This is a genomic window from Laceyella sediminis (assembly GCF_003003125.1).
In the GTDB taxonomy this organism is placed as follows: Bacteria; Bacillota; Bacilli; order Thermoactinomycetales; family Thermoactinomycetaceae; genus Laceyella; species Laceyella tengchongensis.
The window spans coordinates 59,700-83,771 of record NZ_PVTZ01000015.1; the positions used below are offsets into that span (position 1 = coordinate 59,700).

24 protein-coding genes, 1 pseudogene and 1 riboswitch are annotated in these 24,072 nt (G+C 49.2%); of the genes and pseudogenes, 13 read left to right on the top strand and 12 right to left on the bottom strand.

The genetic code is table 11. The annotated features are described in order from the left end of the window. Window positions 1-108: 108 nt before the first annotated feature. A complete protein-coding gene (locus tag CLV36_RS14810) occupies window positions 109-885 on the bottom strand; it encodes an SDR family NAD(P)-dependent oxidoreductase (RefSeq protein WP_106343191.1) in 777 nt (258 codons plus the stop codon). A gap of 248 nt (window positions 886-1,133) precedes the next feature. Here CLV36_RS14810 and CLV36_RS14815 point away from each other — a divergent pair, with 248 nt between their 5' ends. Then, a complete protein-coding gene (locus CLV36_RS14815) occupies window positions 1,134-1,319 on the top strand; it encodes a hypothetical protein (protein ID WP_106343192.1) in 186 nt (61 codons plus the stop codon). A gap of 95 nt (window positions 1,320-1,414) precedes the next feature. Here CLV36_RS14815 and CLV36_RS14820 read toward each other — a convergent pair whose 3' ends face one another. Together CLV36_RS14820 and CLV36_RS14825 are read right to left on the bottom strand one after the other, a co-directional pair. After that, complete coding sequence (locus tag CLV36_RS14820; RefSeq protein ID WP_102991832.1) at window positions 1,415-1,714, bottom strand: hypothetical protein; 300 nt, start codon at window positions 1,712-1,714, stop codon at window positions 1,415-1,417. Between the two features lies 1 nt (window position 1,715). Next, window positions 1,716-2,123, bottom strand: a complete 408-nt coding sequence (locus CLV36_RS14825; RefSeq protein ID WP_123827413.1) for a hypothetical protein — start codon at window positions 2,121-2,123, stop codon at window positions 1,716-1,718. 138 nt (window positions 2,124-2,261) lie between these two features. Between CLV36_RS14825 and CLV36_RS17460 the strand changes: the two genes are divergently transcribed. From CLV36_RS17460 to kynB, 5 genes are all read left to right on the top strand, one after another. Continuing rightward, window positions 2,262-2,420, top strand: coding sequence for a hypothetical protein (locus CLV36_RS17460; protein WP_181353092.1), 159 nt, complete (start codon window positions 2,262-2,264; stop codon window positions 2,418-2,420). 92 nt (window positions 2,421-2,512) lie between these two features. Continuing rightward, window positions 2,513-3,007 (top strand): hypothetical protein, encoded by a 495-nt coding sequence (locus CLV36_RS14830; protein WP_022735792.1) that lies wholly within the window; start codon window positions 2,513-2,515, stop codon window positions 3,005-3,007. A gap of 154 nt (window positions 3,008-3,161) precedes the next feature. Continuing rightward, entirely contained in the window at window positions 3,162-4,001 is an 840-nt protein-coding gene (kynA, locus tag CLV36_RS14835; protein ID WP_054096098.1) for a tryptophan 2,3-dioxygenase, read from the top strand. A 16-nt stretch (window positions 4,002-4,017) separates the two neighbouring features. Further along, the gene (gene kynU / locus CLV36_RS14840) at window positions 4,018-5,298 is read left to right on the top strand and encodes a kynureninase (RefSeq protein ID WP_106343204.1); all 1,281 of its coding nucleotides are present in this window, start codon (window positions 4,018-4,020) and stop codon (window positions 5,296-5,298) included. Continuing rightward, window positions 5,299-5,919, top strand: coding sequence for an arylformamidase (gene kynB, locus CLV36_RS14845; protein ID WP_054096097.1), 621 nt, complete (start codon window positions 5,299-5,301; stop codon window positions 5,917-5,919). A gap of 66 nt (window positions 5,920-5,985) precedes the next feature. Here kynB and CLV36_RS14850 read toward each other — a convergent pair whose 3' ends face one another. The 3 genes from CLV36_RS14850 to mgtE all read right to left on the bottom strand — a co-directional run bounded on the left by CLV36_RS14850 (window position 5,986) and on the right by mgtE (window position 10,172). Next, the gene (locus CLV36_RS14850) at window positions 5,986-6,975 is read right to left on the bottom strand and encodes a zinc-dependent alcohol dehydrogenase family protein (RefSeq protein WP_106343193.1); all 990 of its coding nucleotides are present in this window, start codon (window positions 6,973-6,975) and stop codon (window positions 5,986-5,988) included. Window positions 6,976-7,184: 209 nt separating this feature from the next. Further along, on the bottom strand, window positions 7,185-8,459 hold the full coding sequence (locus CLV36_RS14855) for a M14 family metallopeptidase (protein WP_106343194.1): 1,275 nt from the start codon (window positions 8,457-8,459) through the stop codon (window positions 7,185-7,187). A 363-nt stretch (window positions 8,460-8,822) separates the two neighbouring features. Then, on the bottom strand, window positions 8,823-10,172 hold the full coding sequence (gene mgtE / locus CLV36_RS14860; protein ID WP_106343195.1) for a magnesium transporter: 1,350 nt from the start codon (window positions 10,170-10,172) through the stop codon (window positions 8,823-8,825). Window positions 10,173-10,267: 95 nt separating this feature from the next. Then, a riboswitch (M-box (ykoK) riboswitch) is annotated at window positions 10,268-10,430 on the bottom strand. A gap of 557 nt (window positions 10,431-10,987) precedes the next feature. Between mgtE and CLV36_RS14865 the strand changes: the two genes are divergently transcribed. Continuing rightward, window positions 10,988-12,403, top strand: coding sequence for a SpoVR family protein (locus CLV36_RS14865; RefSeq protein WP_054096094.1), 1,416 nt, complete (start codon window positions 10,988-10,990; stop codon window positions 12,401-12,403). 184 nt (window positions 12,404-12,587) lie between these two features. Next, entirely contained in the window at window positions 12,588-13,628 is a 1,041-nt protein-coding gene (locus CLV36_RS17740) for a C40 family peptidase (protein WP_245888384.1), read from the top strand. A gap of 29 nt (window positions 13,629-13,657) precedes the next feature. Here the strand turns inward: CLV36_RS17740 and CLV36_RS14880 are convergent, their stop codons facing one another. From CLV36_RS14880 to CLV36_RS14900, 5 genes are read right to left on the bottom strand one after another with little or no spacing between them, the layout of a single operon-like run. Then, the gene (locus tag CLV36_RS14880; RefSeq protein ID WP_102991839.1) at window positions 13,658-14,128 is read right to left on the bottom strand and encodes a GNAT family N-acetyltransferase; all 471 of its coding nucleotides are present in this window, start codon (window positions 14,126-14,128) and stop codon (window positions 13,658-13,660) included. Next, the gene (locus tag CLV36_RS14885) at window positions 14,110-15,408 is read right to left on the bottom strand and encodes a YheC/YheD family endospore coat-associated protein (protein ID WP_106343196.1); all 1,299 of its coding nucleotides are present in this window, start codon (window positions 15,406-15,408) and stop codon (window positions 14,110-14,112) included. Before CLV36_RS14885 ends, CLV36_RS14880 begins: the two co-directional genes overlap by 19 nt. A 15-nt stretch (window positions 15,409-15,423) precedes the next feature. Further along, window positions 15,424-16,791: a YheC/YheD family endospore coat-associated protein gene (locus CLV36_RS14890; protein ID WP_181353093.1), complete on the bottom strand. Its 1,368-nt coding sequence runs from the start codon at window positions 16,789-16,791 to the stop codon at window positions 15,424-15,426. Window positions 16,792-16,801: 10 nt separating this feature from the next. Further along, window positions 16,802-17,899, bottom strand: coding sequence for a YheC/YheD family endospore coat-associated protein (locus CLV36_RS14895; RefSeq protein ID WP_106343197.1), 1,098 nt, complete (start codon window positions 17,897-17,899; stop codon window positions 16,802-16,804). Beyond that, entirely contained in the window at window positions 17,899-19,329 is a 1,431-nt protein-coding gene (locus CLV36_RS14900) for a YheC/YheD family endospore coat-associated protein (protein ID WP_102991843.1), read from the bottom strand. Before CLV36_RS14900 ends, CLV36_RS14895 begins: the two co-directional genes overlap by 1 nt. A gap of 459 nt (window positions 19,330-19,788) precedes the next feature. Between CLV36_RS14900 and CLV36_RS14905 the strand changes: the two genes are divergently transcribed. From CLV36_RS14905 to CLV36_RS14925, 5 genes and pseudogenes are all read left to right on the top strand, one after another. Further along, a complete protein-coding gene (locus CLV36_RS14905) occupies window positions 19,789-20,469 on the top strand; it encodes a metal-dependent hydrolase (protein ID WP_106343198.1) in 681 nt (226 codons plus the stop codon). A gap of 229 nt (window positions 20,470-20,698) precedes the next feature. Next, the gene (locus CLV36_RS14910; protein ID WP_106343199.1) at window positions 20,699-21,292 is read left to right on the top strand and encodes a hypothetical protein; all 594 of its coding nucleotides are present in this window, start codon (window positions 20,699-20,701) and stop codon (window positions 21,290-21,292) included. Between the two features lie 548 nt (window positions 21,293-21,840). Further along, on the top strand, window positions 21,841-22,419 hold the full coding sequence (locus CLV36_RS14915) for a hypothetical protein (protein ID WP_106343200.1): 579 nt from the start codon (window positions 21,841-21,843) through the stop codon (window positions 22,417-22,419). A 175-nt stretch (window positions 22,420-22,594) separates the two neighbouring features. Further along, window positions 22,595-23,557: a primosomal protein DnaI gene (gene dnaI, locus CLV36_RS14920; RefSeq protein WP_106343201.1), complete on the top strand. Its 963-nt coding sequence runs from the start codon at window positions 22,595-22,597 to the stop codon at window positions 23,555-23,557. Between the two features lie 184 nt (window positions 23,558-23,741). Beyond that, window positions 23,742-23,907: pseudogene (locus CLV36_RS14925) on the top strand (DnaB-like helicase C-terminal domain-containing protein); the annotation flags it as partial. Here CLV36_RS14925 and CLV36_RS17550 read toward each other — a convergent pair. Continuing rightward, window positions 23,891-24,072 (bottom strand): hypothetical protein (locus CLV36_RS17550; RefSeq protein WP_219904921.1); only part of this gene is annotated, 182 nt, incomplete at its 5' end. The pseudogene CLV36_RS14925 and the gene CLV36_RS17550 sit on opposite strands and share 17 nt — an antisense overlap.

Below are 24,072 nucleotides of genomic sequence, written 5' to 3' on the forward strand. Positions count from 1 at the left end.
TGTCTGGCAGCTTCCAACATCGTTTTCTCGTTCCTTGTTTGGCGCTGATATGGAAAAGATGTCTCCGCCGCCTTGCCTGCGTCAGCTTGCAAGATCATCAGACACATTTTACAGGCGTTGCTTTTGATTAAAGTGGACAATGCGAGCGACCCAAGCGCGTGGCAGAAACCGGCAGATGAAGATAAAGAAGCGGTAAGCTAGTCCAGGGATGACCACCGTTTGCCCTTTCATCATGCCATTAAAGCCCGCCTGTGCCACCCGGCGGACATCGAGAGTGCTTTTGTCCACATGCGGTGGGTTGTTCATCTTGGCGCGGTGTTTAAATTTCGTATCGGTGGGGCCGGGACACAACGCGGTGACGGTGACGCCCGTGCCGCGGAGCTCTTCTTGTAGCGCCTCGGAAAAAGAGAGCACATACGCTTTTGTCGCGTAATAGACGGACATTAGCGGCCCCGGCATGAAAGATGCCAGCGATGCCACTTGTAGGATGCGGCCGGATCGGGATGCCACCATCTGCGGCACAAACAGTTTGGTTAATTGCGTCAGGGCGGTCACATTGACTGTAATCATGTCGGTTTCCACAGACAGATCGGTGGTTGTGAAAGGGCCTAATAAACCAAATCCCGCATTGTTCACCAGATAATCAATGGCCCACCCGTTTATTTGGCATGTTCGATACACTGTTTCTGCTGCGTGCGGTTGGCCGAGATCTTGGACAATGATATGTGCTTGAATGCGATGGTTCTTTTTTAAGGATTGGGCCACGGCGTGCAATTTGGCTTGATCGCGCGCAACCAAAACCACGTCATGTCCGGCGGCGGCAAATAGTGTGGCCAATTCTTTGCCAATGCCTTCTGAAGCTCCAGTGATTAATGCGATACCCATTATCCGTTCCTCCGCTTTGAGGTTTTCTAAATGATGTTGATATGATTCTCGCAGTCATCTTACTACATTTCGCTGACTTTCAACAATTTTCATATGGAGTGGTGTTTACCACATTTGTTGTCGGCGGGGGTAAGGTTTTGTCATCGATGGCGGGAATCCAGCAACTTACAAAAAATGACAGCTCCCACTTGTTTCCATAATTGTCAGAATGTTATAATTATACCAGGAAAAGCAAGGGGGGAAACGTAATGACAGGCTTAGTGAGATTACAGGCAGTTATTGCGTTTTGGGATCGCGACGGGGTGGGGAAAAAGAAAAAAGTCGACTTGTGTCCATGTTGCTATGCGCCAGGTGGCCAAGTAGAAAAAGTGGGAGAAAAATGGTTGTGCCACATCTGTGAGACGGTGATGAGTGAAACGGAGCTAGGCATATAGAAGCAACGCTATGATGTTTTATTTGCTGGCCTCAAGCGGGTCAGATCGCTTCCAGTTGACAAAACCCCCTTCACATGCGGGTGAAGGGGGTTTTGTCAACTCCACGTATTGCGGCTCCGTCCGGCTTGTCTGGCGTCGGAGTTACGGGCGAGAAAAGCGGCTTCTTCTTGTTTGGCCAGTTCAAGGCGTTGTTCGGCTTGAATCAGGTCACGGGTGCATTCGCGAAGTTTGCGTTCCCAACGCAATTGCTCCTGCCTGTGAAAACGTTCGATTTCTGTTTCTCCGTGCCGGTGGGCGCGTTGCATTTCATCCTGATGAAAGGCGATCTGCCGCTCGCAGTCTTGGATATCGCGCTGGATGAGCAAGATTTCTTGTTCGAACCGATGTGTGAACATATCATACCTCTTCCAATTTGGGATAAGTAAAGATTTCTTCTTGTCTTTTGGCGATAAACATGCCACCATATGTATGTTCATGGATCTCATCAAAGGTGAAGCTTGTTAATACTTCAAACTGGGCTGCATGGTCTTTGGTCCAGCAATTCAGGCGCTGGATTTCCCCGCGTCGCCAAAGGTCTAACGCATCCCATTTGGTGAAAAGGTGAATTTGGCTGGTCGCATCCGGTTTTTTTTTGCTGATGATAAATAGGCCTTTGTCAGTCATTTCGCCGATGCAGGAAGCATCAAATTCAACCGACACCTCGTAAGGGCCAGCATGCTCCTCAGTCCAGGCCGGAATGGCCGAGCCATGTGCGTGCCAGCTTTTCCAGTAATCCCAAGTAGTGAATAAAAGAAGTTTGTTCATGTCTCCCCGCCCTAACATTGGATGGATATCTCTCTAATCCTATTTTAAGTGATAATATCCAAATTATTCAATTTATTTTGGTGAGCTGGGAAGCGGTCGCCATATGGAGTGGAATTCGCGAAAGAAAAGAGGGAAGCGATGGAACGGAGATGGTTTACTTGGTCGTTGGTGACTCTGCTCATTTTGCTCATGCTGGTGATGAAGCTGTTGCGCTTCAGCGCGTTTCTGATCTTGTTGCTGGTTTTGGTGATTGGGGGAGGATTGGTTATTAGTCGGCTATGGGGCAAATGGAAATGACAGCGGACCAGCAGGGAGTATGGACATCTTGGGCTAGCATTTCATTATAATGGAGAGAGAAGACAGAACGAACAGGAAGTAGAAGTGATACTGTGTGGAAAAAAGAAGCGTATCTGTTGCGGCGGTTGTTTGTGTCGGATGTGGAGATCCCTTTTTTGTTTGCACAATTGATCTATGACTACAAAGAGCGGTCGGGGCATGTGGAAGTGTTGTTGGACGAAGTGACAGACCAGACCCAAACCGTCCTCAAGCATCAGGAGAAGTTTAAGCTGCCTGTTGCCTGCGTCACGCAAGAGTTTTACCGGATCAGAGGGTTGGCGCGGTGTATGGAGATGTACGACAAGCGTTACCAGTTGCAGTTTGCGTTGGAGACGCCGCTGGAGAAGAAGCCGTTTGCGCTGGAGGAATTAGTGAAACCTTATGATATGGTGTCTGTCGAATATGCTGGGACGGTGGTGAAAGGGTTTATCGTCAACTTTTCCAATGACGGGAGTTTTTTGGCGCTTCGGGACCCCGATACGCTCCAGATTCAGCTTTTTCCGGTCGGTCGATGTAAAATCACGTTGCTGGATTCGGGGATCAAGTGACGTGATGGGGAGCGTTGCCGCTTTAACGTGTCATCGCCTGTGATTGGAGAGAATGTTGCCAATATTGTAAAATAGGGTGGAGCGTAGCATAGCGTAGTTGATGGAGAACGAAGAGTCAGTGGAAGCTGAGCTGATGAACCGGGGAGACGAAGATATGGAACACAGTGAGCGACATACGTTGGACGAACAGATTGTCACCGACTTCAGAGAGCGCATGACTTATGGGGAATATCTTCAATTGGACCGTTTACTGTCCAGCCAGACTCCGTTGTCGGAGCATCATGACGAAATGCTGTTCATCATTATCCATCAGACCAGCGAATTATGGATGAAGTTGTTTTTGCACGAATTGACATCGGCAATCACCCGGATCAATGAGGATGACTTGGCCACCGCTTTCAAGATGTTGAGTCGCGTATCCAAAATCCAGTCACAAATTATCTACGCATGGGATGTGCTGTCCACCTTAACGCCGACCGAATATCTGGCGTTTCGCGACAAATTGGGTCAAGCGTCGGGATTTCAGTCTTTTCAGTATAGGGAAATCGAGTTTCGCTTGGGCAACAAAAACGCCCAACTATTGCGGATATATGAGAAAGACCCGGCGTTGCTGGAACGGTTGACCCAGGTTTTGCACGCCCCATCCATCTACGACGCGGCGATCGGGGCTTTGGCGCGAGCGGGATTTTCCATCGACCGCGCCGTGTTGGAGCGGGATGTCACCCAGCCGTATCAAGCAAACCAGAGCGTTGCCGCCGCCTGGATGGCCGTGTATCAAGATGTGCAGCGGTATTGGGAGCTGTATGAGTTGGCGGAAAAATTGATGGATGTGGAAGACGGATTGCAGCAATGGCGCTTCCGCCACATGAAGACAGTGGAGCGCATCATCGGCTTTAAACGGGGAACCGGCGGATCATCCGGGGTTCCTTATCTCAAAGGGGTACTGGAACAACGGATTTTCCCGGAGCTGTGGGATGTTCGGACACAATTTTAACGAGCGGGGTGATCGCATGGCAAGAGATCCGCTGACACGCGAATGGGCGGAGAAAATGGATCAGACAGACGAGCTGTCCAGCTTTCGCAAAGAATTTTATATCCAAGAAGGCACCATTTATCTGAACGGCAACTCGTTGGGACTGTTGTCCAAACGGGCGGAAGCTTCCTTGCATGCCCAGTTGGAGTCATGGCAACGCTACGGCATCGACGGTTGGACGCAGGGAAAACGACCGTGGTTTTTCCTTGCCGAATCGTTGCGAGGCAGCTTGGCTCCCCTCGTCGGCGCCAAAGAGCATGAAGTGATTGTAACCGGATCGACGACAGTGAACATTCACCAATTGCTTGCGACATTCTTCCGCCCACAAGGTCAACGTACCAAAATTGTGGCCGATGCCCTCACGTTCCCTTCGGACATTTATGCACTACAAAGCCAACTACGGCTGTTCGGGTTGGACCCTGAGACGCATCTGATTCAAGTCCAAAGCAGGGATGGCCGCCTGCTGGATGAAGAGGAGATTATTCGCCAGTTGACAGATGAGGTGGCGCTGGTCTTATTGCCCACAGTTTTATATGGGAGTGGCCAGCGCTTGGACATCGAGCGGGTGACGAAAGCGGCGCATGAGCGGGGAATCGTGATCGGGTGGGATGCCTGCCATTCCATCGGAGCCATGCCGCATGAGTTTCACCGCTGGGGTGTCGACTTCGCAGTCTGGTGTTCGTATAAATACTTAAACAGCGGTCCCGGCAGCGTGGGTGGGTTGTTTGTCCATGAGAAACATTTGCCGGCATTGCCGGGCTTGGCGGGTTGGTTCGGTTCAGACAAAGAGCGCCAATTTGACATGGAGCACACCTTTAACCCGGCAGGGGATGCGGGGGCGTTTCAAATCGGCACTCCCCATATCCTGAGCATGGCGCCCATAGCGGGATCGCTCGAATTGTTTGCTGAGGCAGGCATCGATCGGATTCGGGCTAAGTCGCTCCGCCTCACCAACTACTTGATGGCGTTGGTAGATGGGTGGCTTGCGGGGATGGGGTTTGAGATTGCCAACCCCCGAGAGGATGAGCGGCGGGGAGGCCATGTTGCATTGGTGCATCCTGATGCCGTCCGGATTTGCAAAGCGTTGAAAGAGGAGGGGGTAATCCCCGATTTTCGCGCGCCTGATATGATCCGCTTGGCGCCGACGGCCCTGTACACCTCTTTTGTGGAAGTGTGGGAAGCGGTCAATCGGTTGAAGCGGATCATGACAGACAAAACATACGAACAATTTCCCAACAAGCGAGGAGTCGTGGCATAAATGGATTGGTATGATATTTCTGCGCCCCTTGTCAATGGCATGCCGGTGTGGCCGGGGGATACCCCCTATCAGTTTGGCTTGCAATGGACCAAAGATGAAAGCGGATCGGTCAATGTCGGAAGGTTGACACTCAGTACCCATACCGGCACGCACATCGATGCACCTTATCATTTTGATGAAGCAGGGAAAAAAACGCATCAACTCGATTTGTCCGTTTATATGGGGCCAGCGCGCGTCATCTATCTACCGGATTGCGCCCGCATCGGCAAAGCGGAGTTGTCCGCCCATGACTTGCGGGGAGTGGAGCGTCTGCTCATCCGCACGGACGCTTGGCAGGTGAAGGAGACGTTTCCCCATATGATTCCTCATGTGAGCCCCGACGCGGTGCTTTGCTTGAAAGAATGGGGCGTGCGGTTGCTGGGGGTGGACGTTCCTTCGGTCGATCCGATTGATAGCAAGGAGTTGGAGGCGCATCATGCGCTAAATCAGCAAGGCATTCACATATTGGAAGGAATCGTTCTCAGCCACGTCCCTGAAGGGGATTACGAACTCATCGCCTTGCCCTTGCCGATTGTGGACGGGGACGCCAGTCCAGTGCGGGCCGTGCTCCGGGTGAAGTGAATCATGGCTCATAAATAAACAGACATCCCCCTCACCTATAGGGGGGATGTCTGTTTGTGTGGTGGCCTATGCGCGAAACCGTTCATTGGTTAGCGTGATTTTGCCCAACGCTTGTCCGCTAGCCAAGCGCTGGTGCGCCTGAGAGACATCGCGGAATGTGTAGGAAGTGCCATCGAGCAGAGGTTTCACCCGCCCTTGTTCCACCAAGGGGACGAGCTCGCGCAACACTTGTCCGTGCCGCTCCAATCCCTTTCCGGAGAGGAGGGGCAACATCAGAAAAATGACATGCAACGTAAGGCCCTTGTTATGAAGCGGGGTCAAGTCATGCGTCGATCGCGCGGCGATGGCTGCCACGGAACCGCCCGTTTTCACCGCGGCAAAGGAACGATCGAGATTGTCCCCGCCCACCGTGTCGAAAACCAAGTCAAAGCCGGCGCCGTCTGTGTATTTGTTGACATATTCGTCTACCGTTTCCTCGCGATAGTTGATGACTGCGTCAGCACCCAGTTCCTTGGCGATTTGGGCTTTCTCGGGAGTGGAGACAGTGGTGTGCACCACGGCTCCCGCCGCTTTGGCCAATTGCACGGCGACGTGGCCGACTCCACCCGTTCCGCCATGAACCAGGATGCGTTGGCCCGCTTGCAAGTTTAATCGGTCAAACAAAGCTTCCCATGCCGTGAGCGTCACCAAGGGCAAGGCGGCCGCTTCTTCAAATGAGAGGGAAGGCGGTTTTTTGGCGACGGAAGCGGCTGGGACGAGGAGATAGTCCGCCAGCGCTCCGTTTCGGGTACAGGCGTAGACTTCATCACCTACTTGCAGATGGGTGACGCCCTGCCCCACTTCTTCCACCACTCCTGCGACATCCCCATGCAGGATCGCGGGGAACGGCGGAGCCAGATGGGGCACTGCGCCCGCTCGGATTTTGGTGTCGATAGGGTTAACGCTGGTGGCGGCGACGCGAATCAGAACGGAATTCGGCGTGACAGTGGGCCGCGCCTGCGTCATTTCTTCAAAAACGTCCGGCCCACCAAAGCGTTGGATGACCATTGCGCGCAAAGAAGATCCCTCCTCCGTTTTTTTCAATATAGCACATATTTCGCCTCCAGCCTCATTCAATATGGTTTCATAGGTTGTTTACCACTTTCACTTGCACTAGGGCGTGTCTGATGAATAGGCCAGCGGTTCCAAAACCATTTTTCCGCCGCTTCTTCCCCACAAAAAATGCGCCGAACTCCATTAGGAGCCCGGCGTTGACCGTCGGAAGGTCATTTGGTGCTACAGGATTTACCGATGACACTGTACGGGCAGTCTGCCTTTTCAGCGACATACAAGACCGCCTCTTTGTTGCGGCTGGTTTCCCGCCCGATCACTTCATCTGGCGGGTAGAAGCCAGGATTGTAACTAGTTGGGTACATTTCAAAGGTGAAGGCGAAGATTTTGTGCTGTCCATAGGCCCAGTCGGTCATATCCCCATCGGTGATGTAGAGATCACTCGCTTGTTGTGGGGTGTATCCGTTGGTGCGGGCCATCGTGTTGGCCATGGTTTTGAATACATTGAAGTCGTCTTGCGTCATGTCGCTCGGGACATCGGTATAGGTGTAGCCGTAGGGATACAAAATCAATTCGCTGTAGGTGTGGAATGTAATCAGTGTTTTGATCTGTTGCTTGCCACCGACGACGCGGCTGTTGATGAAGTCACGCATGGCGGCGGTTTCCGGTGCGGAGAAGGCTGAGCGCCCGCGATAGGTTTCACTGGAAGGGCTACCGCTAGAGCCGCCGCAGCAGCCCCATTTGTAACCATAGTTGCGGTTGAGGTCGGTGCCTACATAGCTGGACCCGGAGTTGGGTTGACGGTTCTTGCGCCAAGATTTGTAACTGCCACTGGAGATGTCGTATTCTCCACCGTCGGGATTGATGTTAAACACAATATAAATCTCGCGGTTGTTCACCAGATTGGTGATGCGAGAATCAAGGTTGTAGTTTTGCGTGAACAAATCGAGGGTGTAAAGTGCCATTTCGACGGTGAGGTGTTCACGGGCATGATGGAGGGCAGTGTACAGCACTTCTGGCTCGTCTTCGTCTGTGCCGACATTGTCGCTGATTTTCACAGCCCACAGTTCGCGCCCTTCATAAGATTTGCCGATGCTAAACTTTTTGACGATGTTTGGGTAATTGGAAGCGGCGGTGTTGATCTTATTGACCATTTCGTTGTAGTTATGGTAACCGGAGTCGTAAGAGGGAAAGTCTTGCGTGGTCACTGAGGTGTCCACAGAAGTGATGAATCCTTTTTGCTTGATCTGCTTGGCTTCGGCGGGTGTGGCCAGCACTTTGACGTAATCTTTGCCCACTTCTTCAATCGCCGCACCGGTTGAGGCGATCGCTGAACGCTGTTCTTTGGTGCTGACGCCGTCGATTTTATAGAGCTTGATGCCCAAATCGAAAATGGAAGGGTTTTCGATATTCTGGCTGAAACCGAGCGCGGGCACGCATGCGACGATCAACACAAGCACCAATGACAACGAAAGCCATTTTTTTCTCATGTTGATTCCTCCTGAAGTAATAAAGTGATGAACAAAAAGTTGAAAATTCACTCCTTTCCGGCGGGGAGTTGGTCGAATGGTTGTCATTACTGGAATGGATGAATTGCGTGTTAAGGGGGATTTATTTGTGATGTATTATTCTGAATATAAAATGAATTTCTATGTTATTTCTAAATAATCCTTCTTTAGAGTAAAAAATTATCCTTTTAATTAAGAGGTAAAACAGTTTGCAAATTGCTTCCTAAACGCAGATAAGGCAGGTACGGCTTGCGTCCTATCCGTCCAATCGGAAAGGTCAAGCGGTACCTGCCTTACTCTTCTGCTCAGTACTCAAAGGTTCATCAACCTCAATTCGTTTAAGTTTCATATGTTGAGAATCACTTTGGCAATGCTGAGATAAATAATCAAGCCAGTGCCATCAACCAACGTGGTGATCAGCGGTCCCGAGACGACAGCCGGGTCAATTTTGAGCCGGTGGAGAACCAAGGGCAAAATCGCGGAAACGATGGAAGACCATAAGACGATAAACAGTGCGGACAATGCCACCACATAGCCAATCGACGTTTCCACACCCATCATCGCGGCACGGATGAGGCCGATCACGCCGAGGGAAAGCCCCAAAAACAGGCCGGTCAACATCTCCTTACGCATCACCCGAAAAAGGTCGCCAAATTTGACTTCGCCGATGCCAAGAGCTCGAACCAGAGTGCTCACGATCTGAGAACCGGTGTTGCCGCCGGTGCCGATCAGCAATGGAATGAAAAACGAAAGGGCGACGACTTGATCCAATGTGCTTTGGTAACTCTCCAACACAGTCGCGGTATAAGCACCTCCGACAAACAGGATCATCAGCCAGACGATTCGTTTCTTGTACAAGCTGAAAATGGACGTTTTGAAATAGGGTTCATCCAAAGGTTGGCTACCGCCCAGCTTGTGGATGTCTTCGGTGGCTTCTTCATGAATGACATCTACCACGTCATCGTAAGTGATGATACCGATCAATCTCCGTTGGTGGTCAACGACAGGTAGGGCATAGAAGTTATAGCGTGACAAGATTTGGGCTACTTCTTCTTGCTCCATCTCGGCCGGCACGGAAATAAACTCCGTGGTGGCGATGTCGATGAGGTGCGTCTGTGGTGGGGCAAGGATGATTTCTTTTAAGGAGACGATGCCCATCAATTCCCCGCGTGTGCCAGTGACATAGATGTAAGAGACGATCTCCGCTTCGTGTCCGACTTTGCGGATATGGTTGATCGTGTGTTCTCCAGTCCAATAAGCACGGGCTGAAATGTAGTCGACCGTCATCAAGCTTCCGGCGGTGTACTCGGGGTAGCTCATCAAGTTGTTGATCTGTTCCCGATAATCGGCGGGAAGCAGGCGGAGCATTTTTTCCGCTTGCAACGGATGCACCGCAAGCAACATGTCTACTACCGTGTCACTGGACATCTGTTTCAACAGCGGCGAGGCGATGTCATCGGACAAGCGGTTCAAGAGGCTGTATTGCAATTCCGGCTCCAAGTATTCAATGGCTTCTGCGGCGTCCGTTAAGGGCAAGTGGGTAATCAATTCCAAGCGGTCCGCTTCATCCAACTCCCGCAACACTTCCGCAAGGTCGAAAGGTTGGAGCTGATCCAATAGATCGAGCAAGCGCTCCGTGTCTAGCGGGCTTTTGAGCGTTAGTTCAATTTCGCTTTTCAGCAGGGCATTGTTCATGCAGTCCCCCCCTTTTTCAAACAATAAAAAAACCCACTCCATTAGGAAGAGGGGTGCAAGGCAAATAAGCCCATGGCAAAAATGAGCTTCGCTTTGCTTATCTCCCTCATTGAGCTTTGGCACTGAACGGCATAGGCTAAGCCAGCTACGTTAGAAAAGACCTTCGTTCCGATCTTTCCTGCTGACCCATTGGTGTCTCTCGACATTTTTGGGCAGTAGCGTCTCTCCGATCAGGAGCCTCACCTAATAGAGATAAGAAAAAAAGATGTAGTTATTCAACGTAGTCAGTATAACTTCCGCGAAATCAAATTGTCAATTTATTTTATGACGACGGAGGCAAATGTGTCCGTCGCGGATATGCGAGAGAAAGGGCGGTCGCTTGAATTTTAATAGAAAATTCTGTATAATTATATTGAACGACCGTACACCCCTCATCGTAGCACTTCCGGTTTTCCACCCACCTCCCTCTTTCCATCACATCGTCGGTTTACTCTAGAGCGTGTCTGATGAATAGGCCAGCGGCTCCAAAACCATTTTCTCATTCGCTTCACTTGTGCATCGGCTCTCCTCGAGAAAAGGTTTTTCCGCCGCTTCTTCCCTATCAACTTGATTCAGCAGACACGCCCTAGCACAAGTGCATATACCAATCCTCACACCATTGCATTTAATAGATAAAAGCAAAGATATAAACATATAGGGGAGGGTGCGCCGCCTTTAGATTCGTATTTTGCAATTGATGGGATGAACGGACATTGCCGACGTCTTGGATCGTAAGGCGGCTAAGACGATGATTGTTGGAAAGGGGATGAGCGTTGATGCAGGATAGAAAAGCATTGGAGCGGTCGATTGCTGAGATTACGGAGATCGCCAAAGGGTTTGGCTTGGACTTTTATCCCATGCGATATGAAATCTGTCCGGCAGACATTATCTATACATTTGGCGCGTATGGCATGCCGACCAGGTTTTCCCACTGGAGCTTCGGGAAAGCATTTCACAAGATGAAACTGCAATACGATTTAAACCTGAGTAAAATCTATGAGTTGGTGATTAACTCCAATCCGTGTTACGCGTTTTTGCTCAAAGGAAACAGCTTAGTTCAAAACAAGCTGATTGTGGCGCATGTACTGGCTCACTGCGACTTCTTTAAAAACAATTGCCGCTTTTCAAATACCTCGCGAGACATGGTGGAAAGCATGGCAGCGAGCGCGGAGCGGATTCGGTTTTATGAATTGAAATACGGCAAAGACGTGGTGGAAGATTTCTTGGATCATGTCTTAGCCATCCAAGAACACATCAATCCCAGCCTGCTCGATGCCAGACGGGGCCACCGGCGGTCGGAGCGAAAAACGGAGGCGGAGCCGAAACGTAAACCGCCCTCCCTGTATGAAGACTTGTGGAAGCTGGATCGCGACGTCCAACAGGAAACGCGTCCTCTCCCCCGCAAAAAGCGTTTTCCAGAGGAGCCGGAGAAGGATTTGCTGTTGTTCCTAATGCATCACAGTCGCATTTTGGAAGATTGGCAACAAGACATCATGACGATGCTACGGGAGGAGATGCTGTATTTTTGGCCACAGCTGGAGACCAAGATCATGAACGAGGGCTGGGCTTCATATTGGCACATCCGCATCATGCGGGAATTGGACTTGGATGAGGCGGAAACGATTGAATTCGCCAAGTTGAACGCTTCCGTCCTGATGCCGTCCAAAACGTCGATCAACCCGTATTACCTTGGTTTGAAAATGTTTGAGGACATCGAGAAGCGCTACAACCATCCGACGGAGGAAGAACAGCGGGAATTAGGCAGGGTGCCCGGCCAAGGGCGGGAAAAGCTGTTCGAAGTGCGGGAATTGGAGTCGGATATCTCCTTTTTGCGCAATTATTTGACCAAGGAACTGGTTGAAGAATTGGATCTATACGTGTATCAGCGGCAAGGAAACGAATGGACGATCACGGATAAAAACTGGGAGCATGTGCGGGATGAGTTGGTAATGAGCCGGATCAACGGGGGGCATCCGGTGATAGTGGTTCAGGATGGTGACTACCTTCAAAACGGGGAGTTGTATCTGGTGCACCGGTATGAAGGGGTTGAATTGGATTTGAAGTATCTCGAGAACACCTTGCCGCATGTTTATGCGTGCTGGGGGCGTTCCGTTCATTTGGAAACAGTGGTTGAAGGGCGAAAAGTGGTCTTTTGCTACAATGGAAAAAAATGCACGCGCAGGTTTGTGTGACAAGTGGGGCACCGGTGTAAAAGCCAAGCGTGATCAAGCTCTGGAGGGAATCTCCAGGGCTTTTTCTTTTGCTTGTGGTTTTGAAAAGGAAATCATTGCATAATCCTAAATTTGTCTTTTGTGTTAACATGAGATCGTTCGCGGGTAACAGCCTGTCCAATTTAAATATGACAAGGGGGATTCGATGTTAACCAAAAAACATCTTACCAAAGTCACAGGCACACTTGCGGTAACGACCATGCTTTCGGTTGCGGTTCCGTTTAGTGCGTCTAATGTCGTCACAGAAACGGGAGAAAAAGGTTTTTGGCAAAATGTTTTAGTGAATATTGGCATTCAAAAAGCAAATGCCGCGAGCAACGAAACTCAGAATGTTCAAACTTTTGGTGGCAAAATTATCCAGACTGGTCAAAAATATTTGGGCACTCCATATAAGTACGGGGCGCGTTCCGGTGACACCCGGTATTTTGACTGCTCTTCTTTTGTGCAACATGTGTTCAAACAAAACGGCGTCTCTTTGCCACGTTCATCCCGTCAGCAGGCAACGGTCGGCAAGAGTGTAGCTAAGTCCCAACTGCAAAAAGGGGATCTCCTCTTCTTTAAACTCCGTTCTTCTGGCGGAAAAATCGCCCATGTGGGTATTTACGCAGGTAACAACAAAGTGTTGCACACCTACGGTAAGGGTGGCGTGCGCTTTGATTCATTGTCCACTCCATGGTTGGAATGGGGTTTTGTTTCAGCGAAGCGTGTCGTACCAGCTGGCGTGGATCATACCAATGCGGGCAACCAATCCACGGACAAGCCCGGAACAAATCTAGAACAATCAAATGAAGATGCACAACGACTCGCACTCGCAGACAAAATCATTCAAACAGGGCATAAGTATTTGGGCACACCATACGAATTTGGTGCCAAAGCGGGACAAACCGCCACGTTTGATTGTTCTTCTTTTGTTCAATATGTGTACAAGCAGCACGGTATTTCCTTGCCACGTTCTTCCCGCCAACAGGCGACAGTCGGTCAAACGGTATCCAAATCCCAATTACAAAAAGGGGATCTGGTCTTCTTCACCCGTAAAGATACTGCGCCCAATGTGGGTCATGTAGCCATCTATGTCGGGGATGGCAAGATTCTCCACACCTACGGTAAAGGCGGCGTGCGCTACGACAGCCTGTCTACGGATTGGTTGGCAAAATCGTATGTTACCGCCAAACGCGTAATCAAATAAATCGGATAGCCAAACAGCCCTTTGCCATTTTACGGCAAAGGGCTGTTTTTTATTTCTTGCGGATCAAAGTTCCCACCACCCAGCCATAACGTGGGTTTTCCGGTCGGCCCTTTGAAGAGGTCGAAGGCGACCAACCCGCAACGGAAGCAAAGCTTTAAACTGGCAGTGTTGTCACAGGCGACACGAGTATAAAGTTTGCCTATTCGATCCAATGTGTGTCGCACTAAGGATTCGCCCACCCCTTGTTTCCGGAAGTCGGGATGTACGGCGATGATGGCTTCTTGCAGGCCGTAGTGCCCGATGGCGATAACCCCGGACAGTTTCCGTTGGTGTAGCGCTACCGCGAGAAAAGTGCCTTCTGGCTGAGCTGCCGTGTTTAGCTGTTTTAGCCACCGTAGCGCGCGATGAGTGATGCGCCCGTCGCCATAACGTTTCATAAAGTTTAACACTGCTGGCAGATTGGCCGCCAACTGCCGGGGGGTCAAGTTTCGGATGAGCATGTTTTCATGGCCTCCCCTGTCAATTGGTAACCACTCAAGTAAAGTGCGTATTCAAGTATGCGCAACAGCGAGAGTCGGCGGATGTCGGGTTCGTCGAATTTCATCGGTTTGGCGTTGGCTTCGAAAAACCAGAGGGTGCCGTTTTCTTCGATACCTAAATCGATTGACATTTCCCCTAAGGCGGAGGATTGTTTGGATTCGATGTATTTGGCCAGCTCCAAACCGGTTTTTTTGATTTTGCTCAATATCTCAGGGGCTTTTTCCTTAAAGGTATGCCCGATTACCCGATGCAGACTTTCAATGCGTCCTCCCATCGGGACATGAGTGGAGATCGACGTCGGTCCGGCGACCCGAACCCCGGCTCCGGTCATCCCCCACTCTCCCTGATTGTTTTTTTGCAACAACATGCGCACATCAAACGGCCGTCCTTCAAAAGTTGCCAAGGGGATCCCTTGTTGGATCAGATAGGGAAGTTGTTGTGTCAACTGCTGAACGGTTTGGTTCAATGCATCGACACTGGTAAATGTTTTTCGCATCTTCTCTTTTTTGTCTTGGTAAATGAGTTCAACCCCTTTTTTTATGCGGGATATGCGCATCATGCCGATCCCCGCTTTTCCGTCCACTTGTTTTAAGTACAAGCGGGGATATTTTTTTAGCAGTTCGTCAAGTTGTAAGTCGGGTGTCCACTTCAAGGTGTAGGGAACCAGTTTTTTTAATGTGTCTGACGCTGCAAGTTGCTGATGGAGGGTCCACTTGTCAAAAAAGTGGGGGTTAAACAAGTGGACGCCGGGCATACCGGAAATGGTTTCCATCGCCTTTTGCATGTCAGGGCTTTGTTCAGCGCGCCGGTTGGGCACCCGATTGTAAACTACGTTGGGAATGGGCAGTTTGGCCTGAATCCACTTCAACCCAGGGGCTGTGGGATCTAGCAGATAGCCGGTCACGGTGGTTTCCGTTCGGGAAGCCAACCCGCTTGGGGTCAAGACATAGACGGTGATTCCCATTTTGCGCCCGGTACGGATCAGGTCGGCAAAATTGGCGTGGTTTCCTTGGAATGGTTTGCCCCCGTCAGAGGTCAAGATGGCGATAAATGGGCCCAACGATTGCTTGCTTTGGTAAAGTCGCTCCAATTGCGCCCCTCCCCGGCTTTCGTCAACAGAGGAGGAGGGGGAAGGCTGATAGCTGAGCGTGGCGTCAAGCATGCCCGGAAAGACCGAAGACCTCTTTTTTTTCGATGTTGCAGTGGTGCGTTTGCGTTTGTGTTTGTGTGGGGGGTTCACGATACCTCCTCCTTTTTAGATGAAATTGGTCAGGTTCAGGCTGTATTCGGTGACCATTTTCGCCGAGCGGTGGCCGGCGTGCACTAAGCTGGGATGGTGGAAAATGTGGCGCCCCGGTTTGGAATTCACTTCAAACAGCCACACTCGGCCGCTTTTGTCGACGCCCATGTCCATGCCCAACTCCCCGAGCGGACCGTTTACGTGTTGTTCCAAAGTTTCTGCGATGGTGATGCTCGCTTGCTTAACCCCGGCTTCGACGGTTGGCGCATACTCGTGGAACACATCGCGTAGAATCTGATCGGTAGGGATGATTTTCCCGCCGGTGCGCACATGCGTGGTCACGCTGCCTGGACCGGCTGCTTTGGAGCCGATGGCAACCACGGTCCATTCCCCAAACCGGTCTTTGTGCAGATGGACGCGAAAATCGACGGGTCGTTGGTCTTTGTGCTTAATCAGGCGAATTCCTTGTTGTACGATGTATTTTTGAAAGCGGGTCGGCTCTTTAGCAAAATAATGGTGCACCAATTTGTGCAAGGAACGGAACCGGTGCAGGACATTGCGGTCTCCCTCTCGGAAGCGGCAATAGTAGCCGAATTCGGGATCGTAGGTGATGCGAAAGATCCCTAAACCCAAGCTCCCGCCACTCGGCTTGAGGTACACCATTTGGTGCCGATCCAACATCTGTTTGATGGTGGAGATGGATGGGGACAGATACGTTTCAGGCACCAGGTTTGCGGTATGTGGATGACTGCTTAGCCACTGGTGAATTTTCCATTTGTTAAAGAAGCCCTGGTTGAAGATCGGGCAGTTGTATTCATTCTTGAACCGGTTCAGGCATGCTTGCACATAACCGCGCGCTTCGATGGTTCGGTTAGGTATCCGTTCATAGATGACATCGGGGAAGGGAGCCTTGATTTGTTTCCACTTGTTTCCGACGATATGCCAACCGTAGATGAGGCGGTTTTGCCAATCCACCAGATCAGGGGTGAATGCATAGATGATCGGATGTTCTTCCAACCCTGCCTTGATAAACTCTTTAAACAGGGGTGAACGCTTTCCAAAAGGTTGATCCGCGTTTCCTGAAAAACTGGTGGTAAAAATGCCGATCACAGGCCCCAGCTTGAGGGAGCGGTTTTCATATCGCGCGCGAAACTCATTTGAATAGGGGAGGGCCAAATATTTGGCGGTTTCCCTGGAAATCAAAATTTTTTCGCCCCGATGGGGAATGCGGCGCGCTTGGGTGATGATGGTGCGATTTCCTAATTCCACTTTGATGGACTGCCCGTTTGTACAACCCCATCGCTCCATGAGTGATTGGCTGAGGCCGATCGCTTGATTTAGCCCTTGGGTTGAGATTTTGACGTTGCACATGATTGAATTCATGGTGACCCTCCTACTGCTCGAGTAAAGCGCGTGCATAGCGGATGGGAAGTTGAACAGCTCGCTGGCGAAGTTGCAACTCGCCTGTTTTCAAAAAAATGGTGCGGCCCGGTTTGGAGTTTACTTCCAGAATCCAAATGCGGCCTAGCCGGTCGATACCGATGTCTAAGCCCAATTCGACCAATGTTCCGTGGTGGGCTTCAATCGTGTGTGGTACCGTCTCGCTGATCTGGTACAACTGTGCAAGAATAAGATCCATCTCTTGCTGTCCATAGTGGGTTTTCAAGAAACTTTGGATGTTTATCGCTTCCCCGCCACCGTGGAGGTTGGAAGTGATTGATTTCGGTTTGCCAGTGCGGACGGCCATGCCGGTGACTTCCCACTGCATATGTTCGTTTTTCTGAATCAAGATGCGAATGTCAAAGGGACGGCGATCGGAAGTGTATAAAGAAAGATAAGGCTGAACGATGTAACGGGACTGCCGGATGAAGGAGTCCAGCCAACTCGACAGTTCCCTATCGTTCTTGAAATAGCGGGACACAATCAGGTTCTGTTGGTCGCGGCCGCGCACCAGATATCCTTCCTGAGCGGGGATGATCGCGGCGACACCCCGGCCATGGCTTCCACCGTTGGGCTTCGTCACAGCCCCACGATATTTGGCGATACATTCGAACACATCCGCCGGAGATTGGTACAAACGGGTGGGAGGCAGGAAAGGATGAAGCTCCGGGTTTTGTTTCAGTATGTCGTATGTTTGCAATTTCCCTTTTAGCGGTGTGCCGAGCAAGCGGACCTTCGGGTCAGAGCACAGACGTTTGATATAAGGTTTATAAAAATGGTATTCTCGTAAATTGTGATAATAGCAACGGTCGTATATCAAGTTGGGGAGCGGTCTGACCGTCTTGACCCATGTGTCGTCCAACCGGACGGTCCACCCAGTCGCGGTTCGTTCATCCCACCTGATGTCCGTCGGGACGAACACGAAAATATCCATCCCCCAATTGCGGGCCTCTTGCGCGAGTTGCATAAAATAAGGCGTTTCGTAAAACGGAGGCGTTTTCTTCACGCCCGTTTCCCGGCACACGATGATGCCTAACGTCTGTTTCATCATTAATGTTTCCTCCTTCGTGATGTCCAGTGGGGCGCATGTGAAGGAGGGGCATGTGCATGGCGCCGGTACAACACAAGATACTGCACATAATCGATCAGCCTGGCGACGGAAGGCCTTGTTTGCGAGGTGGGATTGATGACCGTGTCGTCCGTTTTGGAGGGTTTGGAGTTGATCTCAATTAGCCATATTTTCCCTTTGGTGTCGATACCGAGATCGATGCCCAATTCGGCGTAATGCCCGCCGACCCACTCTTCAAACGAGTGGATGATCGACAAGGCGGCGTGCTGAATGTCGTTGATGCTGGGCTTGGTGGTCAAAGGCAATTCATTCAGCAATTCGCCAGTCTTGCGAATGGTGCCGCCTCGCGCCAAGTTGGAAACGATGTGTTGGTCATTGGCGATGCGGCCGACAGAAGAGGTGATGCGCCATTTTCCCTGAATGTTTTTCTGCGCGAGGACGCGGAAGTCGACTTGCCGCCGTCCGAGTTTGACCAAGTTCAGTCCTTGTTGCATGATGTAAGGTTGTTTTCTTATTTTTTTGTCAAGGAGGTGGAGTAGTTCTTTTTTGGAAGGCACCGTTTTGGAAAGCGTGCCGTTGGGTGTCGCCGATTGGTAGAGCCATTGTCCGCCGCCGGATTGCTCCACGCGGATGATCCCCTGCCCCAGACTGCCATTGGTCGGTTTTAGGTAAACGACGGCATGGCGAGAAAGAAACTCTCTGCATTTGTCGGTGTGGTAGGTGTAGGTTTCTGGCAGGTACTGGTGCATGCGCTCGTCTTTGGACAGGATCTGGTACACTTCCAGTTTGTTGAGAAACCGTTCGTTGAAGATGGGGATGTGAAACTGGTGTTTCAAGCGAGCCAATTTGGCTTGAACGGATTCCTTTTCTTCGATCTTGCGTGAAGTGATGCGGTTGTAGATGACATCAGGCAGCGGGAGTGCGGCAGCCAGCCAACGGTTGTTTGCTTTAATCCACCCTTTGATTCCACGACGATCCGGATCGATCATGTCTGCCAACACAACGGCTACTCTGATTCCCTGGTTCAATGCGGCGGCATCGCATTCGTCCAGGAAACGGGTGATCGGACCGAACAATTCGTCGTTATCCGTTTGGGGGATTTTGCTGATTAAGATGCCGAACAACGGAGCGAGGCGCAAACGGAGAGAACGGGAGTCAAATTGCACAACCGTGTGTGGCTGCGCGGGCAGGAGCAATTTGTTGGCCAAATAACTGCTGATAAAGATAACCTTGTGGTTGGCGCGTCTCAGCCGACCGATAACACCCGTGGTGACGGAGCTGCCGAAAGAGACCCATAGCATGTCGGTGTGGATATTTAGTTTTTTAGCCAATTGATCGCTCATCATGATATTGATGTGTTCGGGAAACTGCTGATTGGGTAGTATCTGAATTTGAACTTTTGCCAGCCCCATGGTAATCCCCTTCCGCCTGAATTAACTAATGTATGGTATGTAGGCCAATATGCGGGAGTGAATAAAACAGGCTTGGCAACTCGTGTTTGTGCGTTTGGCGAATCACGGCTTGTCACTTGGCGCCATTGCGAAAATCGTGTTACGATGGGCAAGGGAGATGGAAACCCATGGTCAATCCATACGATGGTGCCCATCGGCTGGCGTGGACATGCCAAGCATCTTACATAAGATGTGAGCGGAGATGAAGACCGCGATCTGGAGGGACAAGAACCTACTGCAAAGCAACATGAGGAGATGCAGGCACTGGGCTTGGCGATTCAGGGAGTTCCGGCCTAGAGGGCATACCTCGAAACAGACCGGCGTTTCCAAATCTTCCTGTCGGATATCAAACGCAACATCATCGCACCGGTGCAAGAATTGTGGAAGAAGCGTAACAAGATTAGAGGAGGGGACGATGGCATGAAAGTAACATTTCACGGCCATTCATGCTTTGAAATCGAACATCGTGGCACACGTTTGTTGATCGATCCGTTTATCACTGGCAATCCACAGGCCAAAGTGAAGGCGGAGGAGCTCAACCCCGATTATATTCTCGTCACCCATGGCCACGGCGATCATGTGGGGGACACGGTGGCCATCGCCAAGCGCACCGGCGCTACCGTTATCGCTGCGCACGAACTGTCGGTGTGGCTGGGGAAACAGGGCGTCAAAGCGCATGGTATGGCATTGGGCGGCGGGCACGCCTTTCCGTTTGGCCATGTGAAAATGGTGCTTGCCCTGCATGGTTCAGGCTATGAAGCAGACGATCAAATCGTCTATATGGGACCCGCGGCCGGCTTCGTGCTCACTCTGGATGGCACCACCATCTACCATGCCGGAGATACCGCTCTCTTCTCCGACATGAAGCTGATTGGCCGCAAACCGATCGACCTGGCTATGTTGCCCATCGGCGACAATTTCACCATGGGACCGGACGATGCCCTCTTGGCGGCGGAATGGCTTGGCGCCAAACGGGTAATTCCGATGCACTATAACACCTTCCCGCTGATCGAGCAAGATGGGGAGCACTTTATCAAGCAGCTCGCCGAGAAGGGAATCGAAGGCCATGTTCTCGCACCAGGTCAATCGTTGGAATTGTGACATATCTATTTGTAACTGTTCTGTAACGTGGTTGTAATGGTTTTCATCTAAAATGATTACAGGATGAAAACCCCCTTTGGTAGAGACGGCCCCGGAAACCGTCTCTTTTTTTTGTGCAAAATGGCTGGTAAAAGGCCGGTATTCATGCGGATTTATTGTGGCTATCTTTGAAGGTAGCCGCAATTTTTTATTGTATACACTAATTAATGGTGAAAGGAGTGTATTTGTAATGAAGAAACCATTACTTGATTACGAAGTGTTTTTAATGGGGTTAAAGCCCGCGATATATCAGAGTGCAAACAATGTCACGTTTCAAAAGACTGTCCACCTTTACAAACATTACCCATGTGTTACAGAAGGCATTCATTTACATGATGAAGCTGAGTTTTTCCTTTTCTTTCAAACGGAACAAATGAAAGAAGACTTTTTAAGGAAGCTAGCTACAGTAAAACGTCTTTCGCCAGAATTTCACGAACTTATAGGGGTTACCATAGGTTACCCACCATTAGCGGTGAAATATTTCGCGGAGTGCCGACACTTGAAAGAGGTAGAAAAACGGATGGATGACTACGAAGAATTGTTTAAACACAAAGTTTCTTTCATCTACTCTGGTATCAGGTGTAATGGACACGTTAATGACTTAGTAGAAAATAGCGTTTGGTTGTGGGAACGGTACTACATTAAGGATGAGCCGTTTAAAATCGGAATGATTGAGGGGGACGTTATGAAGCATTATGAAGTCAAGCCGTATGGCTTCGACAGGCTAGAGCGAGTGAAGCAAAGGAAACTAGAGCTCATAACAAAGGAACAAACGCGTGTATAAAAGCACGTATGTTTGGAGTGCTATTAATAGTTCGTTACGCTGGATTTACCATAAACGGATAGTATTGATTGCGGAATACTGGTTTGTAATGATAATTTTGTTTGCATCTAACCCATTTTTTAAGTGGATTATTTAAGGTGTATTTCTTGACTGGTGTGTCTGTAGTCATTGTTAACCCTCCAACTTTGGAATTATCTCTAAAGCTAATTGTTTGTAAAATTAAGAAAAATCCATCGATATTCGATTTTGGATAACCTATAATAATAATATACAGAAAATAGTAAATCATATTCGCGCTACCGAATTTGCCGACTTTAAAGAAAGGAGGTACACCGGTATGGCTAAGAAATGCCCGAGATGCTATGAAGGCGAATTGACCAAAACGAGAGACGGTTACTTGGTTTGCGATAATTGCGATTACGAAGAGTACGATGGTTAGGTTAATAGACTCCCGCAAATGCGGGAGTCTTATTTTTTGACAAAGGAATTAACGATATAATATTGAATATGTATTAACACCTATGCTATACGATGAAGGAGCGAACAAATTGCGAACAGTTGACGCTTTCTTAAAAGGGTACAAGCCAGCGTTTTTGGAAATCCCGCACACCAAATTCACAACAGAAAAATTAGATTTACTACTGTCGAAATACCCTTACGTAGATGAAAAAGCGTATGACCTGCTAAATGGGAATGTATTTTATCTTTTTTTTCAAAATCAATCGGTTTATGCACGGTTTCAAACGGAAATAGAACGTATCTCGTTTACGAAGGGAGAAATAGACAGGCTTTTAGGTGATATTCTGGGTTTTCCGCCTAAAGCAATTGATTTCTACATTCGGATGATGACGGAAAAAAGAAACGGCAACATAGACGCATTTCAACGGATGAAAAACAGGAAAATCGGTATGATTTATTGCGGTTGCAGTTTCGGTTCAGACGTGAACGATTTTGTAGAAAACGCGCTTTGGCTGTTAGACAAGTATCCGTACGAAGAAGCGAAAGAAGATGGCATGTTTGTACGTATTGGTTTAGAATCGCGCTTGTTGGTTCCAATCGGTAGTTACCGTGAACTGACAGAGTTTCACGAATACATAATGCAACAAAGTAGCGTTGTACCGGTATAAATCAATCAATACGGTAAACTGTCTAAATGACAGTTATTTTTTTGCCAGTAGACTGTTGGAAAGTTCGCGCAAAATTTAGTCTCCACCAATGAAATAATGATAGATGGTTCAGAAGAAATATGAGTGCGGAGTGTAATAGCTAGAGGTTGGCAGACGGGAAGGGGGACGTAGGCCGATGAAGCGCATCAATAACGTTTTAACTAAAAACAAGTTTAGCACTAAATTAATTGATAAGCGGGTTGAAGCTATAACGAAACATCCATATGTGGTTAAGTTTTTAATAGAAAACGAGGGTGAAATTTCTCAATCACAGCTCAGACCCTTTTTGTCCAAATTAAATCAGTACATTCGTGAGCTAGACAATTGTAATGAGTGCCCTGGTCTTGAACAGTGTCCTAACTTGATGCGTGGCCATTACCCGTCCCTTAAAGCATATATGGGAAACATTGATATTACTATGAATCAATGTGTGAAATTGAAAAACGATTATGCTGAACAAAATAGAAAAACACTCATTCAATGCCATGCTATACCGAAAGATGTACAAACAGCTACTTTTAATACAATAGAAATGGATAACCATCGACTGAAAGCAATTGACCTTGCCATTACATTCTGTAATGAACTGATTATGGGGAGCAAACTAGGTGGGCTATATCTGCACGGGGCATTTGGTGTAGGGAAAAGTCACATTGCTGGAGCTATTGCCAATACGTTGGCTGATGGCGAGATACCTGTTCTCATGGTGCATACCCCGTCTCTCGTTAACGAAATGCGGGACGCGATTGCAGAAGCCATGCGAGGAAACAAACTAAGTGCGACAGTTAGCAAAAAACTAGAGTTATTAAGCTCTATACCTGTACTAATATTAGACGACATCGGCACTGAAACGTATTCTAGTTGGATACGAGATAATGTGTTTAGCGTGATTTTGCAAAATCGCGTTTCAAAACAACTACCTACTATTTACACTTCTAATCTAACCCTAGATGAATTGGAGCAGGCATTATCGTGGATTAGCCATAAAGGACAAACATATGAGGATAAAGTAGGCGCAAGAAGGATAATGGAACGTATTCGTCCTTATGTGATTTCGGTGGAAGTGGGCGGAAGAAATCGTAGATATGACAAGAAATAAAAAGCGTCCATTGACACTGCCATCAGGCAGTAATTTTTTTTCTCTATGTACGTAGGAAAGTTCTTACAAAACATATTTCATACCGTAGATAATTCAATATACTTTACACCGTGAAAGCGGGGGCATTTGGTGAAAAAGCCATTCGTCGATTATCAAACGTTTTTGATGGGACGTAAACCGGTTGATCGAGCAAGACGCGGATGTTGTAGCCTTTTTGTACCGTGATGATTATTACAATGAAGATTCCGAGAAAAAGAATATCGCCGAGCTCATCATCAGCAAACCGGAATTGTGAATTAATTTTTCTAAAGAACTACAGCAAGTTTTTGCCTCTTAAGATAAAAAGATAAGACTGCCCCAGGCAGTCTTTGAGAATGTTGACAAACCCTGCGAATCAACTTTGTTGATCGCAGGGTTTTTGTATATAAAAGGGATATAAACAATTAATGGATGAATATCAACCCATATAAACTTAAAACCACCTCCCTTACCTGCTCTCGAAAGCAGCATAGCCA

What these genes read in the sequence shown, in the direction of transcription:
- CLV36_RS17740 (WP_245888384.1), top strand. Translation starts at nt 12,588, where the DNA reads ATGTTAACCAAAAAACATCTTACCAAAGTCACAGGCACACTTGCGGTA.
- CLV36_RS14900 (WP_102991843.1), bottom strand. Translation starts at nt 19,329, where the DNA reads ATGGGGCTGGCAAAAGTTCAAATTCAGATACTACCCAATCAGCAGTTT.
- CLV36_RS14865 (WP_054096094.1), top strand. Translation starts at nt 10,988, where the DNA reads ATGCAGGATAGAAAAGCATTGGAGCGGTCGATTGCTGAGATTACGGAG.
- CLV36_RS14855 (WP_106343194.1), bottom strand. Translation starts at nt 8,459, where the DNA reads ATGAGAAAAAAATGGCTTTCGTTGTCATTGGTGCTTGTGTTGATCGTC.
- dnaI (WP_106343201.1), top strand. Translation starts at nt 22,595, where the DNA reads ATGAAGCGCATCAATAACGTTTTAACTAAAAACAAGTTTAGCACTAAA.
- CLV36_RS14820 (WP_102991832.1), bottom strand. Translation starts at nt 1,714, where the DNA reads ATGTTCACACATCGGTTCGAACAAGAAATCTTGCTCATCCAGCGCGAT.
- kynU (WP_106343204.1), top strand. Translation starts at nt 4,018, where the DNA reads ATGGCAAGAGATCCGCTGACACGCGAATGGGCGGAGAAAATGGATCAG.
- CLV36_RS14890 (WP_181353093.1), bottom strand. Translation starts at nt 16,791, where the DNA reads ATGAATTCAATCATGTGCAACGTCAAAATCTCAACCCAAGGGCTAAAT.
- CLV36_RS17460 (WP_181353092.1), top strand. Translation starts at nt 2,262, where the DNA reads ATGGAACGGAGATGGTTTACTTGGTCGTTGGTGACTCTGCTCATTTTG.
- CLV36_RS14880 (WP_102991839.1), bottom strand. Translation starts at nt 14,128, where the DNA reads ATGCTCATCCGAAACTTGACCCCCCGGCAGTTGGCGGCCAATCTGCCA.
- CLV36_RS14810 (WP_106343191.1), bottom strand. Translation starts at nt 885, where the DNA reads ATGGGTATCGCATTAATCACTGGAGCTTCAGAAGGCATTGGCAAAGAA.
- CLV36_RS14815 (WP_106343192.1), top strand. Translation starts at nt 1,134, where the DNA reads ATGACAGGCTTAGTGAGATTACAGGCAGTTATTGCGTTTTGGGATCGC.
- CLV36_RS14895 (WP_106343197.1), bottom strand. Translation starts at nt 17,899, where the DNA reads ATGATGAAACAGACGTTAGGCATCATCGTGTGCCGGGAAACGGGCGTG.
- kynA (WP_054096098.1), top strand. Translation starts at nt 3,162, where the DNA reads ATGGAACACAGTGAGCGACATACGTTGGACGAACAGATTGTCACCGAC.
- CLV36_RS14910 (WP_106343199.1), top strand. Translation starts at nt 20,699, where the DNA reads ATGAAGAAACCATTACTTGATTACGAAGTGTTTTTAATGGGGTTAAAG.
- CLV36_RS14825 (WP_123827413.1), bottom strand. Translation starts at nt 2,123, where the DNA reads ATGAACAAACTTCTTTTATTCACTACTTGGGATTACTGGAAAAGCTGG.
- mgtE (WP_106343195.1), bottom strand. Translation starts at nt 10,172, where the DNA reads ATGAACAATGCCCTGCTGAAAAGCGAAATTGAACTAACGCTCAAAAGC.
- CLV36_RS14905 (WP_106343198.1), top strand. Translation starts at nt 19,789, where the DNA reads ATGAAAGTAACATTTCACGGCCATTCATGCTTTGAAATCGAACATCGT.
- kynB (WP_054096097.1), top strand. Translation starts at nt 5,299, where the DNA reads ATGGATTGGTATGATATTTCTGCGCCCCTTGTCAATGGCATGCCGGTG.